This is a genomic window from Brevundimonas sp. UBA5713, assembly GCF_002419815.1.
Classification (GTDB): Bacteria; Pseudomonadota; Alphaproteobacteria; order Caulobacterales; family Caulobacteraceae; genus Brevundimonas.
Genome location: NZ_DIGV01000041.1, coordinates 121,462 through 137,022, shown reverse-complemented (window position 1 = coordinate 137,022; position 15,561 = coordinate 121,462). Strand labels below are relative to the sequence as shown.

General features: G+C 62.0%; 19 protein-coding genes. 16 read left to right on the top strand and 3 right to left on the bottom strand.

Annotated elements, in window-relative coordinates; translation table 11 throughout:
* Positions 1–33 precede the first annotated feature (33 nt).
* Complete coding sequence (locus tag B3B04_RS10375; protein ID WP_292042599.1) at positions 34–735, bottom strand: SOS response-associated peptidase; 702 nt, start codon at positions 733–735, stop codon at positions 34–36.
* Positions 736–917: 182 nt separating this feature from the next.
* Between B3B04_RS10375 and B3B04_RS10370 the strand changes: the two genes are divergently transcribed.
* From B3B04_RS10370 to B3B04_RS10305, 14 genes are all read left to right on the top strand, one after another.
* Complete coding sequence (locus B3B04_RS10370) at positions 918–1,832, top strand: baseplate assembly protein (RefSeq protein WP_292042598.1); 915 nt, start codon at positions 918–920, stop codon at positions 1,830–1,832.
* Positions 1,829–2,398 (top strand): phage tail protein I, encoded by a 570-nt coding sequence (locus B3B04_RS10365; protein WP_292042597.1) that lies wholly within the window; start codon positions 1,829–1,831, stop codon positions 2,396–2,398. Before B3B04_RS10370 ends, B3B04_RS10365 begins: the two co-directional genes overlap by 4 nt.
* A 3-nt stretch (positions 2,399–2,401) precedes the next feature.
* Positions 2,402–4,279 (top strand): gp53-like domain-containing protein, encoded by a 1,878-nt coding sequence (locus tag B3B04_RS10360; protein WP_292042595.1) that lies wholly within the window; start codon positions 2,402–2,404, stop codon positions 4,277–4,279.
* A 12-nt stretch (positions 4,280–4,291) separates the two neighbouring features.
* Positions 4,292–4,783: a phage tail assembly chaperone gene (locus tag B3B04_RS10355; RefSeq protein WP_292042593.1), complete on the top strand. Its 492-nt coding sequence runs from the start codon at positions 4,292–4,294 to the stop codon at positions 4,781–4,783.
* Between the two features lie 141 nt (positions 4,784–4,924).
* Positions 4,925–5,503: a phage baseplate assembly protein V gene (locus B3B04_RS10350; protein ID WP_292042591.1), complete on the top strand. Its 579-nt coding sequence runs from the start codon at positions 4,925–4,927 to the stop codon at positions 5,501–5,503.
* Positions 5,500–5,847 (top strand): GPW/gp25 family protein, encoded by a 348-nt coding sequence (locus B3B04_RS10345; RefSeq protein WP_292042589.1) that lies wholly within the window; start codon positions 5,500–5,502, stop codon positions 5,845–5,847. The genes B3B04_RS10350 and B3B04_RS10345 overlap by 4 nt, the downstream gene beginning before the upstream one ends.
* Before the next feature lie 22 nt (positions 5,848–5,869).
* A complete protein-coding gene (locus B3B04_RS10340; RefSeq protein WP_292042587.1) occupies positions 5,870–7,054 on the top strand; it encodes a phage tail sheath subtilisin-like domain-containing protein in 1,185 nt (394 codons plus the stop codon).
* A gap of 53 nt (positions 7,055–7,107) precedes the next feature.
* Entirely contained in the window at positions 7,108–7,620 is a 513-nt protein-coding gene (locus B3B04_RS10335; protein ID WP_292042584.1) for a phage major tail tube protein, read from the top strand.
* 63 nt (positions 7,621–7,683) lie between these two features.
* Positions 7,684–8,004 carry a phage tail assembly protein gene (locus B3B04_RS10330; RefSeq protein ID WP_292042582.1) on the top strand — a complete coding sequence of 107 codons (321 nt, stop codon included), beginning with the start codon at positions 7,684–7,686 and terminating at the stop codon, positions 8,002–8,004.
* A gap of 11 nt (positions 8,005–8,015) precedes the next feature.
* Positions 8,016–8,147, top strand: a complete 132-nt coding sequence (locus B3B04_RS10325; RefSeq protein WP_292042579.1) for a GpE family phage tail protein — start codon at positions 8,016–8,018, stop codon at positions 8,145–8,147.
* A gap of 25 nt (positions 8,148–8,172) precedes the next feature.
* Positions 8,173–10,734, top strand: a complete 2,562-nt coding sequence (locus tag B3B04_RS10320; protein ID WP_292042575.1) for a phage tail tape measure protein — start codon at positions 8,173–8,175, stop codon at positions 10,732–10,734.
* Positions 10,735–10,774: 40 nt separating this feature from the next.
* Positions 10,775–11,203, top strand: a complete 429-nt coding sequence (locus B3B04_RS10315) for a phage tail protein (RefSeq protein WP_292042571.1) — start codon at positions 10,775–10,777, stop codon at positions 11,201–11,203.
* Positions 11,200–12,228 carry a contractile injection system protein, VgrG/Pvc8 family gene (locus B3B04_RS10310; protein WP_292042569.1) on the top strand — a complete coding sequence of 343 codons (1,029 nt, stop codon included), beginning with the start codon at positions 11,200–11,202 and terminating at the stop codon, positions 12,226–12,228. The genes B3B04_RS10315 and B3B04_RS10310 overlap by 4 nt, the downstream gene beginning before the upstream one ends.
* Positions 12,229–12,316: 88 nt before the next feature.
* A complete protein-coding gene (locus B3B04_RS10305; RefSeq protein ID WP_292042566.1) occupies positions 12,317–12,634 on the top strand; it encodes an ogr/Delta-like zinc finger family protein in 318 nt (105 codons plus the stop codon).
* A gap of 1 nt (position 12,635) precedes the next feature.
* On the opposite strand, the gene B3B04_RS10300 is transcribed toward B3B04_RS10305, so the two are convergent.
* Both B3B04_RS10300 and B3B04_RS10295 read right to left on the bottom strand, forming a co-directional pair.
* Entirely contained in the window at positions 12,636–12,887 is a 252-nt protein-coding gene (locus B3B04_RS10300; RefSeq protein ID WP_292042563.1) for a hypothetical protein, read from the bottom strand.
* Between the two features lie 61 nt (positions 12,888–12,948).
* Positions 12,949–13,581, bottom strand: coding sequence for a hypothetical protein (locus tag B3B04_RS10295; RefSeq protein ID WP_292042561.1), 633 nt, complete (start codon positions 13,579–13,581; stop codon positions 12,949–12,951).
* Positions 13,582–14,203: 622 nt separating this feature from the next.
* On the opposite strand from B3B04_RS10295, the gene B3B04_RS10290 reads away from it, so the two are divergent.
* Both B3B04_RS10290 and B3B04_RS10285 read left to right on the top strand, forming a co-directional pair.
* The gene (locus B3B04_RS10290; protein ID WP_292042559.1) at positions 14,204–14,632 is read left to right on the top strand and encodes a hypothetical protein; all 429 of its coding nucleotides are present in this window, start codon (positions 14,204–14,206) and stop codon (positions 14,630–14,632) included.
* Positions 14,629–15,321, top strand: coding sequence for a hypothetical protein (locus B3B04_RS10285; protein ID WP_292042556.1), 693 nt, complete (start codon positions 14,629–14,631; stop codon positions 15,319–15,321). The genes B3B04_RS10290 and B3B04_RS10285 overlap by 4 nt, the downstream gene beginning before the upstream one ends.
* Positions 15,322–15,561: the final 240 nt, after the last annotated feature.

The window sequence follows — 15,561 nt, the reverse complement described above, 5'->3', positions numbered from 1 at the left end:
TACATTTCAAGTCTTGAATGTGAAAAGAAACCGTCAACACATTTGAAGGGCATCCGCCGGTAACGGTTTTTGCAAGCGCCGAGCCTCTTCCCACGGGGCAGTCATCCATTTCTCGATTTCGTCGGGCTCGGTCAGAATGACGGGCATGGCCTTTGGGTGCACCGACTTCACCGGCTCGCTGGGCTCGGTTGTCAGAAAGGCGAATAGGTCTGCTGTCTCCCAGCCTGTCTTGATCTTGCGCACGCCCTGCCAGCCCTGCATCTGGATACCCGCAAAGAAGGCCAGAGGATCGTCCTCCGGCCGATCCAGCGCAAACCATACGGGCCTGTATTTGCCCATGGCATCCCTCCCCGGTTCGCTAAAGGCCGTGAACGGCACAAGACAGCGGTGTTCCGGGGTCAACCAGCGCCTCCAGTGCAGCGATGACGTGTTGCGCACATTGGTCGTGCCGCCGTCCGGCTCCATCTTGAGCAGCTGGTCGAAGTCAATGTCCTTCCCCTTGGCCCGCAATCTGTCCGCCCGTTTGGTCGCTGCGTCCAGAATGGCCTTGCGAGACGATGGCATGCCCCAACGTGCCGTCGCGAGTACGCGGTCGGCACCCTCTGTCCGCACGATCGGGGCTGCATAGTCTGGATAGATGTTCCCCGGCTCAAGATTGCCTGCTGCATTACGCGTGGCGCGGGCCAGATCGAGGATCGCGGCAGGGCCTTTACGGTTGGAATACAGGTTGCACATCGCGGAACCGTCTCATGCATCGCGCCGTTCTTCAATCGCAGAGCCGGCTATAGGGTCAGAGGCCCGGCAATATGCGCTGACCCACTCGCGCCCGCCCCCTCATAGGGTAGCGCTGTTGTACAGAGCGCCCGTGACAACATCCGCCGGTCAGCCCTGATAGGGCGCGCGGTTAGCGTCGCGCCATGACCCAATATTCCGGCCCCTCGGGCGGCACGACCGCCGTTGATCTATCCCGCCTGCCCTTTCCGGCGGTGATCGAGACGCTGAATTTCGAGCGGATCGTCGAGGAAATGAAGGCCAGCCTGATCGCTCTTGTCCCTGAGACCGCATCGGTGCTGCAGGACGAAAGCGAAGTTCTGGTCAAGCTGATCCAGATCTGGGCCTATCGAGAACTCAACCTTCGCCAGCGCATCAACGACGCGGCCAAGGCGATGACCCTGCCCTATGCGACTGGCGCTGACCTCGATGTCGTGGCGGCTCCCTTTGCAACCCGCATGACCATTACTCCGGCAGACCCGTTGACGGGCACTCCCGCCGTGATGGAAAGCGATTCATCGTTGCGCGAACGGGCCATGCTTGGTCCCGAGGGCTTTTCGGTGGCCGGTCCCGCCGGTGCCTATGTGAAGCTAGCGCGTGAGGCCTCACCGGAGGTGCTGGATGCATCCTGCACCTCGCCATCAGCAGGCACGGTGCTGGTGTCTGTCCTGTCTCGGGCCGAGGGAGGCGTAGCCGATCAAGCCTTGCTCGATGCCGTCGCGGCAGCCGTATCCAGCGAAGACGTGCGCCCCCTAACCGACCACGTCATCGTGGCCTCGGCCACCATAGTGCCCTTCGAAGTCGAAGCGGTCATCAAGACTTTCAACGGCCCCGATAGCGAGGTCGTGATGTCGCTGGCCCGCGCGCGTCTCGATGACCATATCGCGCGGTCGTACCGCCTTGGCCGCGACATCACGCGGGCCTCGATCATCGCGGCCCTGTGTCCTGACGGCGTCCAGGACGTGGAGCTGATCAAGCCGCAGGCCTCGATCGTCATCACGCCGCTGCAAGCCGCGCTGTGCACCGGTGTCTCGGTTACACATGGCGGACTGGCCGAATGACCGACCTTCGATCTGCAGATCCCACATCACTGTTGCCGCCGAATGCCACGCCGGTCGAGCGGGCAATCGAAGCCCTCAGTCGCGCGCTGGACCGCATCCCGTCGCCGCTGCGCGATCTGGTAAATCCAGAGACCTGCCCCTCGCGCTTTCTGCCGTGGCTGGCCTTCACCCTGTCGGTCGATACCTGGAACCCCAACTGGTCGGATCGTGTGAAGCGAAACCTGATCGCCACATCCATGGACCTGCATCAACGCAAAGGCTCTGCGGCCTCCGTCCGCGCCGTCGTGCAGGCCTTTGGCGGTCAGATTGCGCTTCGCGAATGGTGGCAGATGGATCCGCCGGGAGAGCCGCACACCTTCGACATGGTTCTGACTGTCGGCGGTGACGATGGCGCGACCGCCAGTCAGGATTTTATCGAAGAGGTCATTGACGGCGTCGCCCGCACCAAGCCCGCCCGCAGCTGGTTCACAGTTACCCAGGGCTTTCAGGCCACCGGGGCGATCGCCGCCATCGCTGCCGCACGTCCCGCCATCTATCGCCGACTTTCACTGACCGAGGCCCACTGACCGATGTCCGGCTTTACCATCACAATTACCGACGCGGGCCGCGCCGCCCTGATCAATGCACAGAACAACGGCACAACTGCCTTCATTCTGTCCGAGGTTGGCGTATCGACGCAGGCTGTCACCGGTCCCCTGAAGAGCCTCACCGCCCTGCCCAATGAAACCAAGCGTTTGGCGACCATGGCGGGTGATGTCGTGGCCAACGACACCTTGCACGTCACCATTCGGGACGAAAGCGCCAGCGCCTATGCCCTGCGCGCCTTTGGCCTGTACACCAGCACCGGTGTGCTATTTGCCGTCTACAGTCAGGCCGAGCCGATCATCGAGAAGTCGTCAGCGGCCATGCTGCTGCTGGCCGTCGATGCCAAGCTGTTGACGCTCGATACCGAACAGGTGGAGTTCGGCCCTGTCGGCTTCACCCTGCCACCGGCCAGTGAGACCGTAGCCGGTATCACCGAGGTCGCCACAGATGCCGAAGCCGACGCGGGCACCGATAACTGGCGTTATATTACACCGCGCCTTCTGAAGCGCGCCCTGTCGGCTTTGAGCGGCTTCGCAGCCCTTGGCCACAAGCACGACGCGGCCGATATCGAAACAGGCACTTTCAATGCCAGCCGCATTCCGTCGCTGGCGATGAGCAAGATCACGGGTCTGGCCGACGCTCTGGCGGGCAAAGCTGCGGCCATCCATGGACACACCGTGTCCCAGATCGAAGGTCTGTCGGCGGCTCTGGCGGGTAAAGCCAATACGCAGCACGGCCATCATGCTGACGACATTAGCCAAGGTATATTTTCTGTCGGGCGTATTCCGTCGCTCGCCATGGAAAAGATCACCGGATTGGCATCGGCCTTAGCAGGCAAAGCGCCTATCGATAGCGCCGATCTCACCGGTGCAGTACGGTTGCCCGCGTGGACAACAGTCAAGCGAAGAGCCGGTAATCAAGGCGGGCTGCTGATGCTGGAGGGGCCAGGTGAAGGGACCGGCGTGAATGGCGGGATCCTGTTTGATTTTATCGGCAACACACTCTTCATTCAGGAGCAGCTGTCACCTTGGCGTGGCCTGAACATCGATATCACCGGACTTGCGCCCGGTGTAGCGACGCAGCTGTGGACCACGCAGAATTTTAACCCGGCTACCAAGGCCGATGCGAATGGTTGGACCAACCCGAACGCTGATGCTGACGTTTTGGGCTACAAAAGCTTTTTGACGCAGGGTCAGACGCCGATTGCCAGCGGGCAAATCGATGGCCGTGCAGGGCTGGAAATCCGAGCTATCGGCACCGGTGCCGCCTATCTATGCTTTCACCGGCCACTCGAACACGCCGCATTTCTTGGCCTTGATACTGACAACCAGCTCAAGTTTGGCGGATGGTCGCAGGGCGCGGTCGCGCATCTGATCTATCACTCGGGCAACCTTCGCTTTGCCACATACGCCGAGTTACTGAACGCCTCCGTTGGAGATCGCATGCTAAGCCCCGCGCTCCTGTGGGCATTTCCGCGAGCCATTGGCGTCAGCGGCTATCAACAGATCCCTGGCACCGACCTGATCATCCAATGGGGTGTGAGCAACGCCTCATACAGCGAAGGCCCCGTGCACACCACTCTGCCGGTCGCATTCGGTGGCGGATGCCTCGTGGCCATGGCTATCCCTCGCAACGTCGCTCAGAACACCGGCTATGACTACTATATGCAGGTGGTTGGTCGCTATCAGGACCGCATTGTGTTCTTGGCGAACCGGGCCAATACGAACTCGTACAATCTGACCGGATACGAATGGATGGCCATCGGTCGTGCGACCGGCACTCCCGACCCGGCCTATGGCGGCGGCGGCGGCGGCGGCGGTGAGTGGCCGCCCAACGATGGCGAAATGCCGGTGATCCCCTAAAGGCCTCCTACAATGATGAATGAAGCACCGCAAAACCAAGACGCAGCTGATACCCAGCATGACATCGCGCCCGCCACGCTGTTTTTTAGCGCCTCACGTCTAGCCTTCTATGACGCCGCCATTTGGTCGCATGAACTGCCGAGTGACGCCATCGAGATTGATCGAGCCCGCCACGCCGAGATTCTCGAAGAGCTATCGGAGGGCATGGTCTTGACGGCGGATGAAGAAGGCCACCCCTCTGTTGCGCCCCCGCCCCCGCCGACGACCGACCAGCTCGCCGCAAGTCTGCGTCGCGATCGCGATGCGCGGATCGCTGATGTACAATGGATGGTCGAGCGCCACACGAGCCAACTCGCCTTGGAGACGGCGACGACGCTTAGCCACGCCGAGTATCTGGAACTGCTCCAGTATCTCCAGGACCTACGCGATGTGCCCTTGCAGGCCGAGTTCCCGCAATCCGTGACGTGGCCGATCACCCCGACCTTTGTGTCGTCAGCCCAATAGCGCATCTCCGGCGGGTCGGTCTGATATCCGGCCCGCCACGCGTTCACGGCTTCGTCAGAAACTAATGCCGGTTGTTGTACGGAGCGCCCCCGACAACAGCCAAACGCAGCATGCGCCGACTAATGCGGCAATCGTCGCCGCATGACCCGTGCCGCCCGTCCATCCGCTGCTGCAGACACCGATCGCGCTATCAGTGATCTGGTGCGTGAAGGCGTGGTCGCTGCAGTCGATTTGGATCAGGGCACAGCGGTCGTTCGCATTGGCGACATCGAGACCCCGCCCTGCCAATGGGCGCAGTCGGTCGGGGACACCACGATCTGGATCCCTCTGACGGTCGGCCAGCCCGTCACTGTCATTTGCCCAGAGGGTGATATCGAGCGGGCCTACATCAGCGGTTCGCTGCCTTCGACTGCCATGCCCCCTCTAAATCTCGGCAACAAGGTCGCCCTTCAATTCAAAGACGGCGCGCTGATCGCCTATGATCCCAGCGCCAACCTGCTGCAGCTGGACCTTCCGGGCCGCGCCACCCTGATCGCGCCGTCCGGCGTGGCGATCGAGGCCGATCTTGCCATCACTGGCCACGTTAGCGTGACCGGCGACATCAGCAGCACCGGCACGGTGTCTGCGGAAACCGATGTGGTGGGCGCAGGCAAGTCGCTGAAGGGCCACAAACACACTGGCGTGCAGACCGGATCGGGCATCAGCGGAGCGCCGCAATGAGCGGGCTGAATCCTGTGACCGGCCAATCCCTGTCACCCGTGACCGACGAATACATCCGCCGGTCTGTGGCCGACATCCTGACCACGCCGATCGGGTCGCGCGTCATGCGGCGGGACTACGGCTCCTATCTGCCTGAACTGATCGACCAGCCGATGAACGAGGTCACACGGCTGCGGATCTTCGGCGCGACGGCCATGGCTCTGATGCGCTGGCACCGCCGCTGCCGCCTGAAATCGGTCCAGCTGACCGGCTCCGGCTCCAGCAGGTCACTCAAACTGAACCTTGTTCGTACCGACCTGCCCCGCAGGCAGTCCCTGTGGGTCGACATCCCCCTCTTCAACTGATGCCGCAATCAAGGATCCTCTTATGGCTCTCACGCCCCGCCCGCACGGCGTAAAAATCATCGAAGTCGCAGCCGGTGCCACCACGCTGGCGATTGCGGCCACGGCCATCTGGGGCATTGTCGCCACCGCGCCTGCCGCTGATGCCAATGTCTTCCCGCTGAACACCCCGGTTCTGGTCACCGACATCGAGGCCTCGATTGTCGCCGCCGGTGCCGGAGGCACCTTGGCCACTTCCCTCAAGGCCATTGGTGACCAGGCCCGCGCGGTCGGCGTGGTGGTTCGCGTTGCCGAAGGCACCGGCGGAAACGCCGAGGACCAGGAAGCGTCTCTGCTGGCCAACCTGATCGGTGGGGGTGCTGCAGGATCCCGCGTCGGTATGCAGGCCCTGCTGGATGCCGAGGGCGTTACCGGTGTGCGTCCGCGCATCCTGGCTGTACCTGGTGTTTCGGCACAGACTGTCGGGGCTGCGCTCGGCATCGTGGCCGCCAAGCTGAACGCCGTGGCCTATTTCGAGGCAGGCCCGACCCGCACGGTGACCGCAGCCGCAGCCTTCCGCGACAACTTCACCCAACGTGAACTGTTCCTGATCTTCGGCAACTTCCTTGCGCCCGATCCTTTCACCAAGGTGGTCGGCCCGACCTACGCAGCCGCTGTGGCCGTGGGCTTGCGCGCCCGTCTGGATCAGGAAGTCGGCTTCCACAAATCGATCTCCAATGTCGCGGTCGCAGGCGTCACCGGCATCGAGACCATGGTCAGCTGGGATCTGCAGGACGAAAACACCGAGGCTGGTCTGCTGAACGGTGCCGACATCACCTGCCTGATCCGCCGCGACGGCTTCCGCTTCTGGGGCAACCGTGGCTGCTCGACCGATCCGCGCTTCGCATTCGAGACGGCTGTTCGCACCAACGCCATCCTGCGCGACACGATCGCCGATGGCGTCTTCCCCTATATCGACCGCCCGCTGACCCCGGCGCTGGCCCGCGACATCGTCGAAAGCATCAACGCCCTGTTCCGCCGTCTCAAATCGGCAGGCCAGATCATCGGCGCAGAAGCCTATCTGACCGACGCCAACACGGCAGACCAGCTGGCGCTCGGCAAGCTGCGCATCGGGTATCGCTTCACCCCCGTCGCGCCGCTCGAGGATCTGGGCATCGATAGCCAGATCACCGACGAATACTACGCCGACTTCAACGCCCTCGCCGCCTGATCCGCTGAACTCAGAAACAGCGACAAGCCCTCGAATTATCAGGAATAAAATCTATGAACCTGCCACGCAAACTTAAGGACATGGTCGTTCACGGCAATGGCGAAAGCTTCATGGGTGAATGCAAGACCTTCACCCGCCCGACGCTCGAGATGGAAGGCGAAGACCATCGTGGCGGCGGCATGATTGCGCCGGTCAAAATCTTCAACGGACTGGCGGCCCTGGAGGTCGAACACGTCTATGGCGGCGAGATCCCGGCTCTGAATGCGACCTTCGCCGAGCATGCCGTGGATGCGACCCAGCTGCGCTTCACCGGTGCCTATCAGCGCGAAGGATCCGGCGATTACGACCGCGTCGAAATCACGGTGCGCGGTCGCACCTACGGGATCGATGCCGGTGGCGACGAGGTCGGCGGTGACACCGAGGTCACCTACAAGACCGCCTGTGTCTATTACAAGCAGACCCGCAATGGCCGTGTCGAGTTCGAGATCGACATCATGAACAAGGTCTTCATCGTCAACGGTGTCGACCGCATGGCGCAAGAGCGCAGCATTCTCGGCCTGAACTGATCGCTTTGATCCGGCGGGTCAGATCGGCCCGCCGCCTTCTTTTTCAAAACGCCGGATTATCCGATGACCGACAAACCCCAAGACCAAACCCATCCCCAAACCGTCACCGTCCCGCTCGACACACCGCTTCAGCAGGGCGACCAAAAGATCACCTCGGTGACCCTGCGCCGCCCACTCGGTGGAGCGCTGCGCGGCGTCAAGCTGGTGGATCTCTACAATATGGACGTGATCGCCGTTTCAAAGGTGGTCCCGCGCATCTCGACGCCGGTCATCACCGAGCAGGAATATCTGTCGATGCCGGGTGAGGACTGCGCCGCCATCGCGGGCGAAATCACCGCTTTTTTGCTTTCGAAGAAACAGCGTCTGGAAGCTGGCCTAACCTGATCGATGACGCCATGGCCGATATCGCCGTGGTGTTTCACTGGTCGCCGGATGTGATGGCCGACATGTCGATCGGCGAAATCACCAGCTGGCGCAACAAGGCTGTCGATCGCTGGAACAAGATGAACGCGCCACCCAAGAAGTGACGCCAAGCTATTGAACCTTTGAACTATGTCGCGAAACCTGCGCCTTTCCCTGATCATGAACGCCGCTGGCAATGCCACGCGGTTCCTCAAGGAAGTGCGCGGGTCCAGCGACGCCACCTCGAAGGCCCTGCGTTCGGCGCGCGAACGGGTCAGCGATCTGCAGCGCGCCTCGCGTGATGTCAGCGCCTATCGCCAGATGACCGACAAGCTGGGCCAGACACGCGAAAGCCTGAAGGCCGCCCGCACCGAGGCGGCAAGGCTGGCGCAGGCGCATAAGAACACGGCCAACCCGACAAAGCAGCTGAGCCGCGCGTTCGAACAGGCCCGCGACCGTGTCCGCAATCTGAAGGCTGCCGAAGAAGCGCACAGCCGCACTCTGCAGGATATCCGCGGTCGATTGGACCGCGCGGGCTATTCGACAAAGAACCTGTCCGGGGCCGAAGCTAAACTGGCCAATGATACCCGCAAGGCCAATCAGGCACTGGTCGAGCAGCGCGAAAAACTGGCGCAGCTGGAAGATCGCCAGAAGCGTATCGCCGCCGCCCGTTCTCGCTATGACAGCACCCAGGCCTTTGCCGGTACCGCTGCCGGTGCCGGAGCGTCGTCGATCGGCGCGGGCATGGCCGTGGCGGCACCGCTCGTCATGGCTGGTCGGGCTGCCACCAGCTTTCAAGACGCCATGCTCGACGTCAAGAAGGTGGTGGATTTCGACACGCCCCAACAGTTCACCCAAATGAATACCGACATCATCGGCCTTTCCGGTGATTTGGCCATTGCTGCCGAGGGGGTTAGCTCGATCATTGCGGCTGCCGGACAGGCAAAAATCCCGCGCGGCGAGCTTATCGAGTTTGGTCGTGATGCTGGCCAGATGGCCGTAGCCTTTGGCACAACTGCAGAGGATGCAGGCCAGAAGCTGGCCACATGGCGCGTTGCATTCGGCCTTAACCAAGTGGCTGTGCGCGGCCTTGCTGATCAGATCAACTATCTGGGGGACAACGGCAATGCGACAGCGCTAGCTATCTCGGATGTTGTGACCCGTGTCGGTCCTCTCGGCGGGGTCGCGGGTCTGGCCGCAAAAGAGGTGGCCGCGCTCGGCTCAACAATTGTCGGCATGGGCGTCGCCCAAGAGGTGGCCGCGACCGGCATTAAGAACACCATGCTCGCGCTCACCAAAGGCGAAGCGGCCACCAAGGCTCAGCGCACGGCCTACAAAGCTCTCGGCCTCGAGGCCGTCGCCGTGTCAAAAGCCATGCAGCAGGACGCCGGAGGCACTATTGTTGATGTGCTCGAGCGGGTAAGCAAGCTGTCACCGGATCGTCAGGCTTCGATACTGACCCAGCTGTTTGGATCCGAATCGGTGGCGGCCATTGCGCCTATGCTGACCCAGCTGGATGTGCTCAAGACGAACCTCAATGCCGTAGCAGATGCTGAAAAGACCGCTGGCTCCATGGCTGTCGAGTTCGATAATCGTATGTCTGGCGCAAAGGCCGGCGTCGATCGGGCCACCACGAGCATCCGAGGGTTAGCTATCACTGCAGGGACGCAATTCCTGCCGGTCATCGAGGCCGTGGCCGATCGTGTGCAAACCGCCGCGACAGCCATGACCGCATACGCCAACAAACACCCCAAGGTCATCAAGGTGGCCGGAACCCTGCTTGGTGTTGTGGCGGGCGCCCTGCTGATCTTCGGAGGGCTGGCTCTGGCAGTCGCGGCGGTGCTCGGCCCGTTCGCCCTGCTCCAGTTTGCCCTGGCGGGATCAGCGGCCCTGTTCGCGCCGCTGCTTCTGGGCTTGAAAGCAGCCGCAGTGTCTACCTGGGCGTTCACCGCCGCGCTGCTGGCCAACCCGATCACATGGATTGTTCTGGCCGTTGTGGCGGCGGTCGCGGTACTGGCTGGCGTAGTCTACCTGATCTATCGCAACTGGGGCGCTGTCTCCCAGTGGTTCGCCGGTCTCTGGGCCAAGATCAAAGAGGTCGGCGCTGCCGCCATTCAGGGGCTTGTGCAGCTGTTCATGAATTTCTCGCCCCTCGGGCTTCTCATCAAGGCTTTCCAAATGGTCTGGCCGGGACTGCAGGCTCTTGGTGCCAACTTCCGGTCGATCGGCGCGGATCTGATCAATGGCCTGATCAATGGCCTGATGGGCGGCCTGCCCCGGATCCTTTCGTCTGTGGCCAATCTGGGCGGTCGCCTGGTCGGCGCGCTCAAGGCCAAGTTGGGCATCCACTCGCCCAGCCGCGTCTTCGCGCAACTCGGCGACTACACCGTGGCAGGCCTTGCTCAAGGTCTCGACAGATCTGCAGGCAGTGCGATCAACAAGGTCAGCAGCATTGGCGCAGGAATGACTGCCGCTCTGGCCGTGGGTGCGGCATCGCCCGCCCTTGCCTTCGATAACGGGCCACAGATCGGACCATCGATCGCCGCGACCTCGGCCTCAACTCCGGCGTCCGTGTCTTATGGCGGCGTGACCATCATCATCCAGCAACAGCCAGGACAGTCGTCAGTGGATCTGGCAACCGAAATCAAGAAAGTCCTCGACGGCGGCTCCAACCTATCCGGCTTCGGCGATGATCCAGAGGGGTTTGACTAATGCCCTCGCCAGACCACTTCGCTACATCAGGGCAAGTCTCATGGCGCTAATGACGCTCGGCATGTTCGTGTTTGACCTGCCTACCCTCACCTACACCCAGCTGCAGCGCCGCTCCAGCTGGCGTCATCCGACCAGCGATCGCGTCGGCGCCCGCCCTAAAGGGCAGTTCACCGGTGCCGGTGAGGACGATATCACCCTGACCGGATCTCTGGCCCCCATCGCCATGGGCGCCGCCGACGCGCTGGACCAGCTGCGCGACATGGCGGGAACGGGCGAGGCCTTTCCTTTGGTCGACGGCACAGGCCGCGTGTTCGGCGCATTCGTCATTACAGGGCTGGACGAGACCCAGCGGGGCATCATGGACAATGGTCAGGCGCGCGTGAGTGACTTCACGATCACGCTGAAGCGCATGGATGATGATCTTCCTGAAGAAGGCGAAACCTCAGATGCCACCGAGGTCGGGACGTGACGGGCCAGTACATCCACCGACAGGCCGTCTGGAAGCTGATCGTCGATGGCAAGGACATCGGTGCCGAAGTATCGCACCGGCTGGTCAGTCTGGACCTGACAGAAAAGCGCGGGGCGGACGCGGACGAGCTATCGATCGTTCTGGCTGACCATGACGGTATGCTCGCCCTGCCTCCGGCCGGTGCAATCATCACCCTGCAACTCGGCTGGCGGGATCTTGGCGGATCGGCTGGTGCCGTCATGATCGACAAAGGCCGATACAAGGTGGACCAGCTGATCCACTCGGGAACGCCGGACGTTCTTACAATCCGTGCGCGATCGGCTGATCTGACCCGCGCCTTCCGCCGCCGTCGTACACAGTCCTGGTCAAATCAAACCCTGGGCACGATCCTGGGCGAGTTGGCTGCACGGAACGGGCTGCAGCTGCGCTGCTCGCCGGAAAAGGCCACCGTCACCCTCGCGCATCTGGCCCAGAGCCAGGAATCCGACGCGGCCCTGATCGCTCGTCTGGGCCGTCTGCATGACGCGGTTGCCACCGTGAAGGCCGGTAGCCTGATCTTCATGGCCTGCGGTGCCGGTCAGAGCCCGTCAGGCCAAGCCCTCGATCTGGCGCAGATCACGCGCCGCGACGGCGACAGCCACACCTGGGAGGCAGCGGAGCGCGGATCCTATTCGGGCGTGGTGGCCGAGTGGCAAGACCGCGCCGCTGGCGTTCGCAAGAAAATCGTCGTCGGCAATGAGGAAAACGCCAAGAAGCTGGCGCGCACCTATGCCAGCGAGGCCAGCGCCCGCCGCGCTGCCGACGCGGAATACAAGCGCCTACAGCGTGGGGCCGCCAAATTTTCGCTCACCCTCGCCGCCGGTCGGCCCGACATTTTCCCGGAGAAGACTGTCAAAGTCACAGGCTTCAAACCGCAGATCGATGCCGAGGATTGGCTGGTGGTTGAAACACGCCACTCTCTGACGGGTAATGGCCTCGGTACGTCCCTGCAGATGGAGCGTGGCGGATCTGCCGCGTCGACTTAAAAAAACACCACGGCGTTCGTCTAGCGTTGCGATATAAGCAACTGTCATACATGATGAATTATGGATGGGGCGTCATCCGAGTTATCGCATGTCAGTACAAGATCTTTCCGCTGCAGCGCTCGCTTTGAAATCCCGTCAGGCTGGCCGCAACCATCGAGGCGTTGTCATAGATTGCCCGCACTGCGGCGGTCCTGCCGGTGCGCGGACATCGAAGCTGGTCACGCCACTGTTCAAAGAGATCCGCTATCAGTGCGAGAACATCGACGGCGAGGAGCCGTGTGGCCACACCTTCGTCGCATCGCTGACGATCGAGCGGACCATTAATCCGTCAGCCACCCCGAACCCGAAGATTCAATTGCCGATCGGCGCGGCGCGCAAGCGTCTCGTACCTGCAGTGGCCACATGATCTACTTCTTTAGTTCTTCTAAAGGTGACGGCTGTGCCGCAATCGCCAGCATGGCCTTCCGAAGTTGACGTAGCCGCATGGCTTCGTCGGGCGGCATCAACAGCTCATACGACTGTATGTCCAGCCAAGCCGCGACCTCATTGAGTATGTCGCGGTTAAATGGCTGCTTTCCGTTCCAAAGATAGCTTGCCTTTTGTTTGTTCCAGCCGAGTTCGTTGACCAACGCGATTTGGCGTTTGCCGAAGTGGGCCATCCAGTCCCGCAGATACCAATCGTCTCGCGTCTTGTTCAGTTTTGTGTCCTTACGACCGGGGCTAATCTTTCAAGTCTTTGAGCGGAGATGGCTGTTCGGCGATAGCCAACATGGCTTGGCGTATGTGGCGGAGCCTTATGGCTTCGTCAGGCGACATCAACAACTCGTATGGCTCAACGCCAAGCCACACAGCGACTTCGTTTACGATGTCACGCTTATAGGGCTGGACTCCGTTGCAGACGTCTGACGCCTTACGCCGACTCCAGCCAAGGTCGTTGACCAGATCGGCCTGCCGCTTCTGAGCGTAGGTCAGCCACTCCGTTATGTGCCAGTCCGATTCCATGCCGGAATAGTGAGTGTTTCGCCGCGTTCCGTCTGCGCCATTTTTTGGAACATATTCGTTTGACTCCGTGTTCCATTTATTGGAACAATGCGCGCTATGAAGCTTGGAACTTGGCGTCGCAATCAGAAGATCACCCTGCAAACCATGGCAGGGCGTGTAGGGCTTTCGTCCAAGGGGCGCATGAGCCGGATCGAGCGCGGGCAGGAAAGATGCCCGACCGATCTCGCCATCGCCATCGACCGCACCACAAACGGCGCTGTCACCGTGGCTGACCTTCGGCCTGACTTGGCTGACGTTCGCGTCCTTCGTCAGGACCGCGCGGCATGACGCAGGTGGGGTGGAACTGGTCATGAGCGCGCCGCCTCCATTTTGCGATGATTGCGGCTGGCAGGCCTGCCTACAGCTGAACCTGTGCATCGAGGCTATCGCTTCGGAAACCGGCCAGCGCCCAGGCGATATTGAGCTCGACCTCCTCAGGCCGCTGGAGCCCTCGCGCCCACTGGACGACGCCGAGCTTTCAGATTTGGCCAACGGCCTCGACCGCGGTCCATGTTCAGATTGTTTCGGCGCGCCCGTCGCAGCCGTTCCCCCGATCGACAGGCCCCAGCTGTCGACGCCTGCCGGAGCGGCGCAACCGCCCCGTTCTAACCCGCTCCGGCAGGCCCCCACGATTGACGGCATCGACTGATGCCGATCCACGCCCGACAGATCCTCAGGCGCACGGCTCTCGACAGAGAGCGAGCGCGTCACTGACAGGCCCCTGGCCTGCCCAGCCGTAAATCGGGTCGGGCGCAAGTCCTCTTGCTGACATCTACGGGCCGTGACGCCCGACCCATCGCGCTCAAAGTTACCGTGTGACACCGCCACGGTCATCGCTGCCCCTTTGCCGACGCTCAATGTTCGTGACCGAGCGACCGTGATCCTGCGCGCCATGACCTAAGGCTGTCATGCGGATTCAAATCCCGAGAATCCGATGAACGCCCGACAACATGCCTTCTTGGCCCGCGCACTACAGGATGCCTGTGGCGGCGCGGATCGCTGCGTCGAACTCCTGGAAAAGACCCCCTACGCTATGGGGCGGTCGGCCATGTACGACTGCCGGGATCCTGGCAAACCCAAGACCATGCCTGCGGGTGCCATAACGCATCTGGAGCTGGTCGCGCAGAAGAACATCTACACCTCGGCCATGCTGCAGGCCCGCGTCGCCCCAACGGACGCAGAGTGCGCCGTCAGCGAGGCCTGCGAAGCCTCCGAGACCATGGCCAAGGTCCAGTCCATGATCCGTCAGGCGGGCGAAGATCGCGTCTTTACCGAGAACGAGAAGCGCGAGATCGAGCCCTATATCCAGCGCGTGGAGTCGCTGCTGGCTGGCGTACGTACAGCCATGGAGCAGGCCCAATGACGGCACTCTCCATACCCCTACCGGGCAAATCCAGACGCCCTGAACCTGAACACCGCCGGACATACGAGCGTGTGCGCCGCGAAAGCCGCTGGGCAGGTAACGAGCGCTGGCAGCCCATAACGCCCACCCATGGCAAGGACATGGTTCTGGCCCTGCAGGTCTATCGCGAAAAGCTGCGCAAGCCTGGTCAACGCTGGGGCGCGGCAGGAACGATCAGCGCCGGTGCGGTCGATCTTTATCGGCTCATGGTGAACATGGCCGTACGCGGCAGCGGCAGACTCGAGCCGTCCGTGGCTTGGCTGGCCGAAAAGCTCAATGTGCCCGCTAAAGTCGTCCACGCATGGAAGACGCAACTGAAGGAGCATGGCTTCCTGAACTGGCAGCGTCGCTACGTCGAGAGCGGCCTGCAAGGTCGGCGCGGGCCACAGGTCAAACAGATCTCGAACGCCTACGTGCTGAAGACGCCGCCGCGCGCATGGGAAGCCATCGCAAAGATCATCCGCAGACGCCCCCAAGCCGCCCGTACAGCGGCTTCAGCGGGTGTTCCGGCCCCTACCCTGTCGCCGCACGCCCAACGCCGTGAAAACGAGCGCAAGGCCGCAAAGGCGCGCATGATGTCCAGCCTCGACACCATGTCGGTCAACGTCGCCCTCGATAGCTCGAAAAACCACCCCTCCAGTTTGGAATGAACGTGAATCACCTGAGGGGTCAGAAACCGTCCTGATATCTATCAAATAGCGTCTCGCTGGTCGCGAGACAGCATTGATCCAGAAGATAGACGGCGTCTCGCTAGTCGCGAGACCACATAAATCAGAGAAAGACGCCGCAAATCGCGGTTCGATCTGGTCCAGTGGGGGGCAGACAGGCTCCGCCTGTCTTTTCAATCCACCCGGCTACCGCGCGATGCACGGCTGCTGTCGCACTCTGTG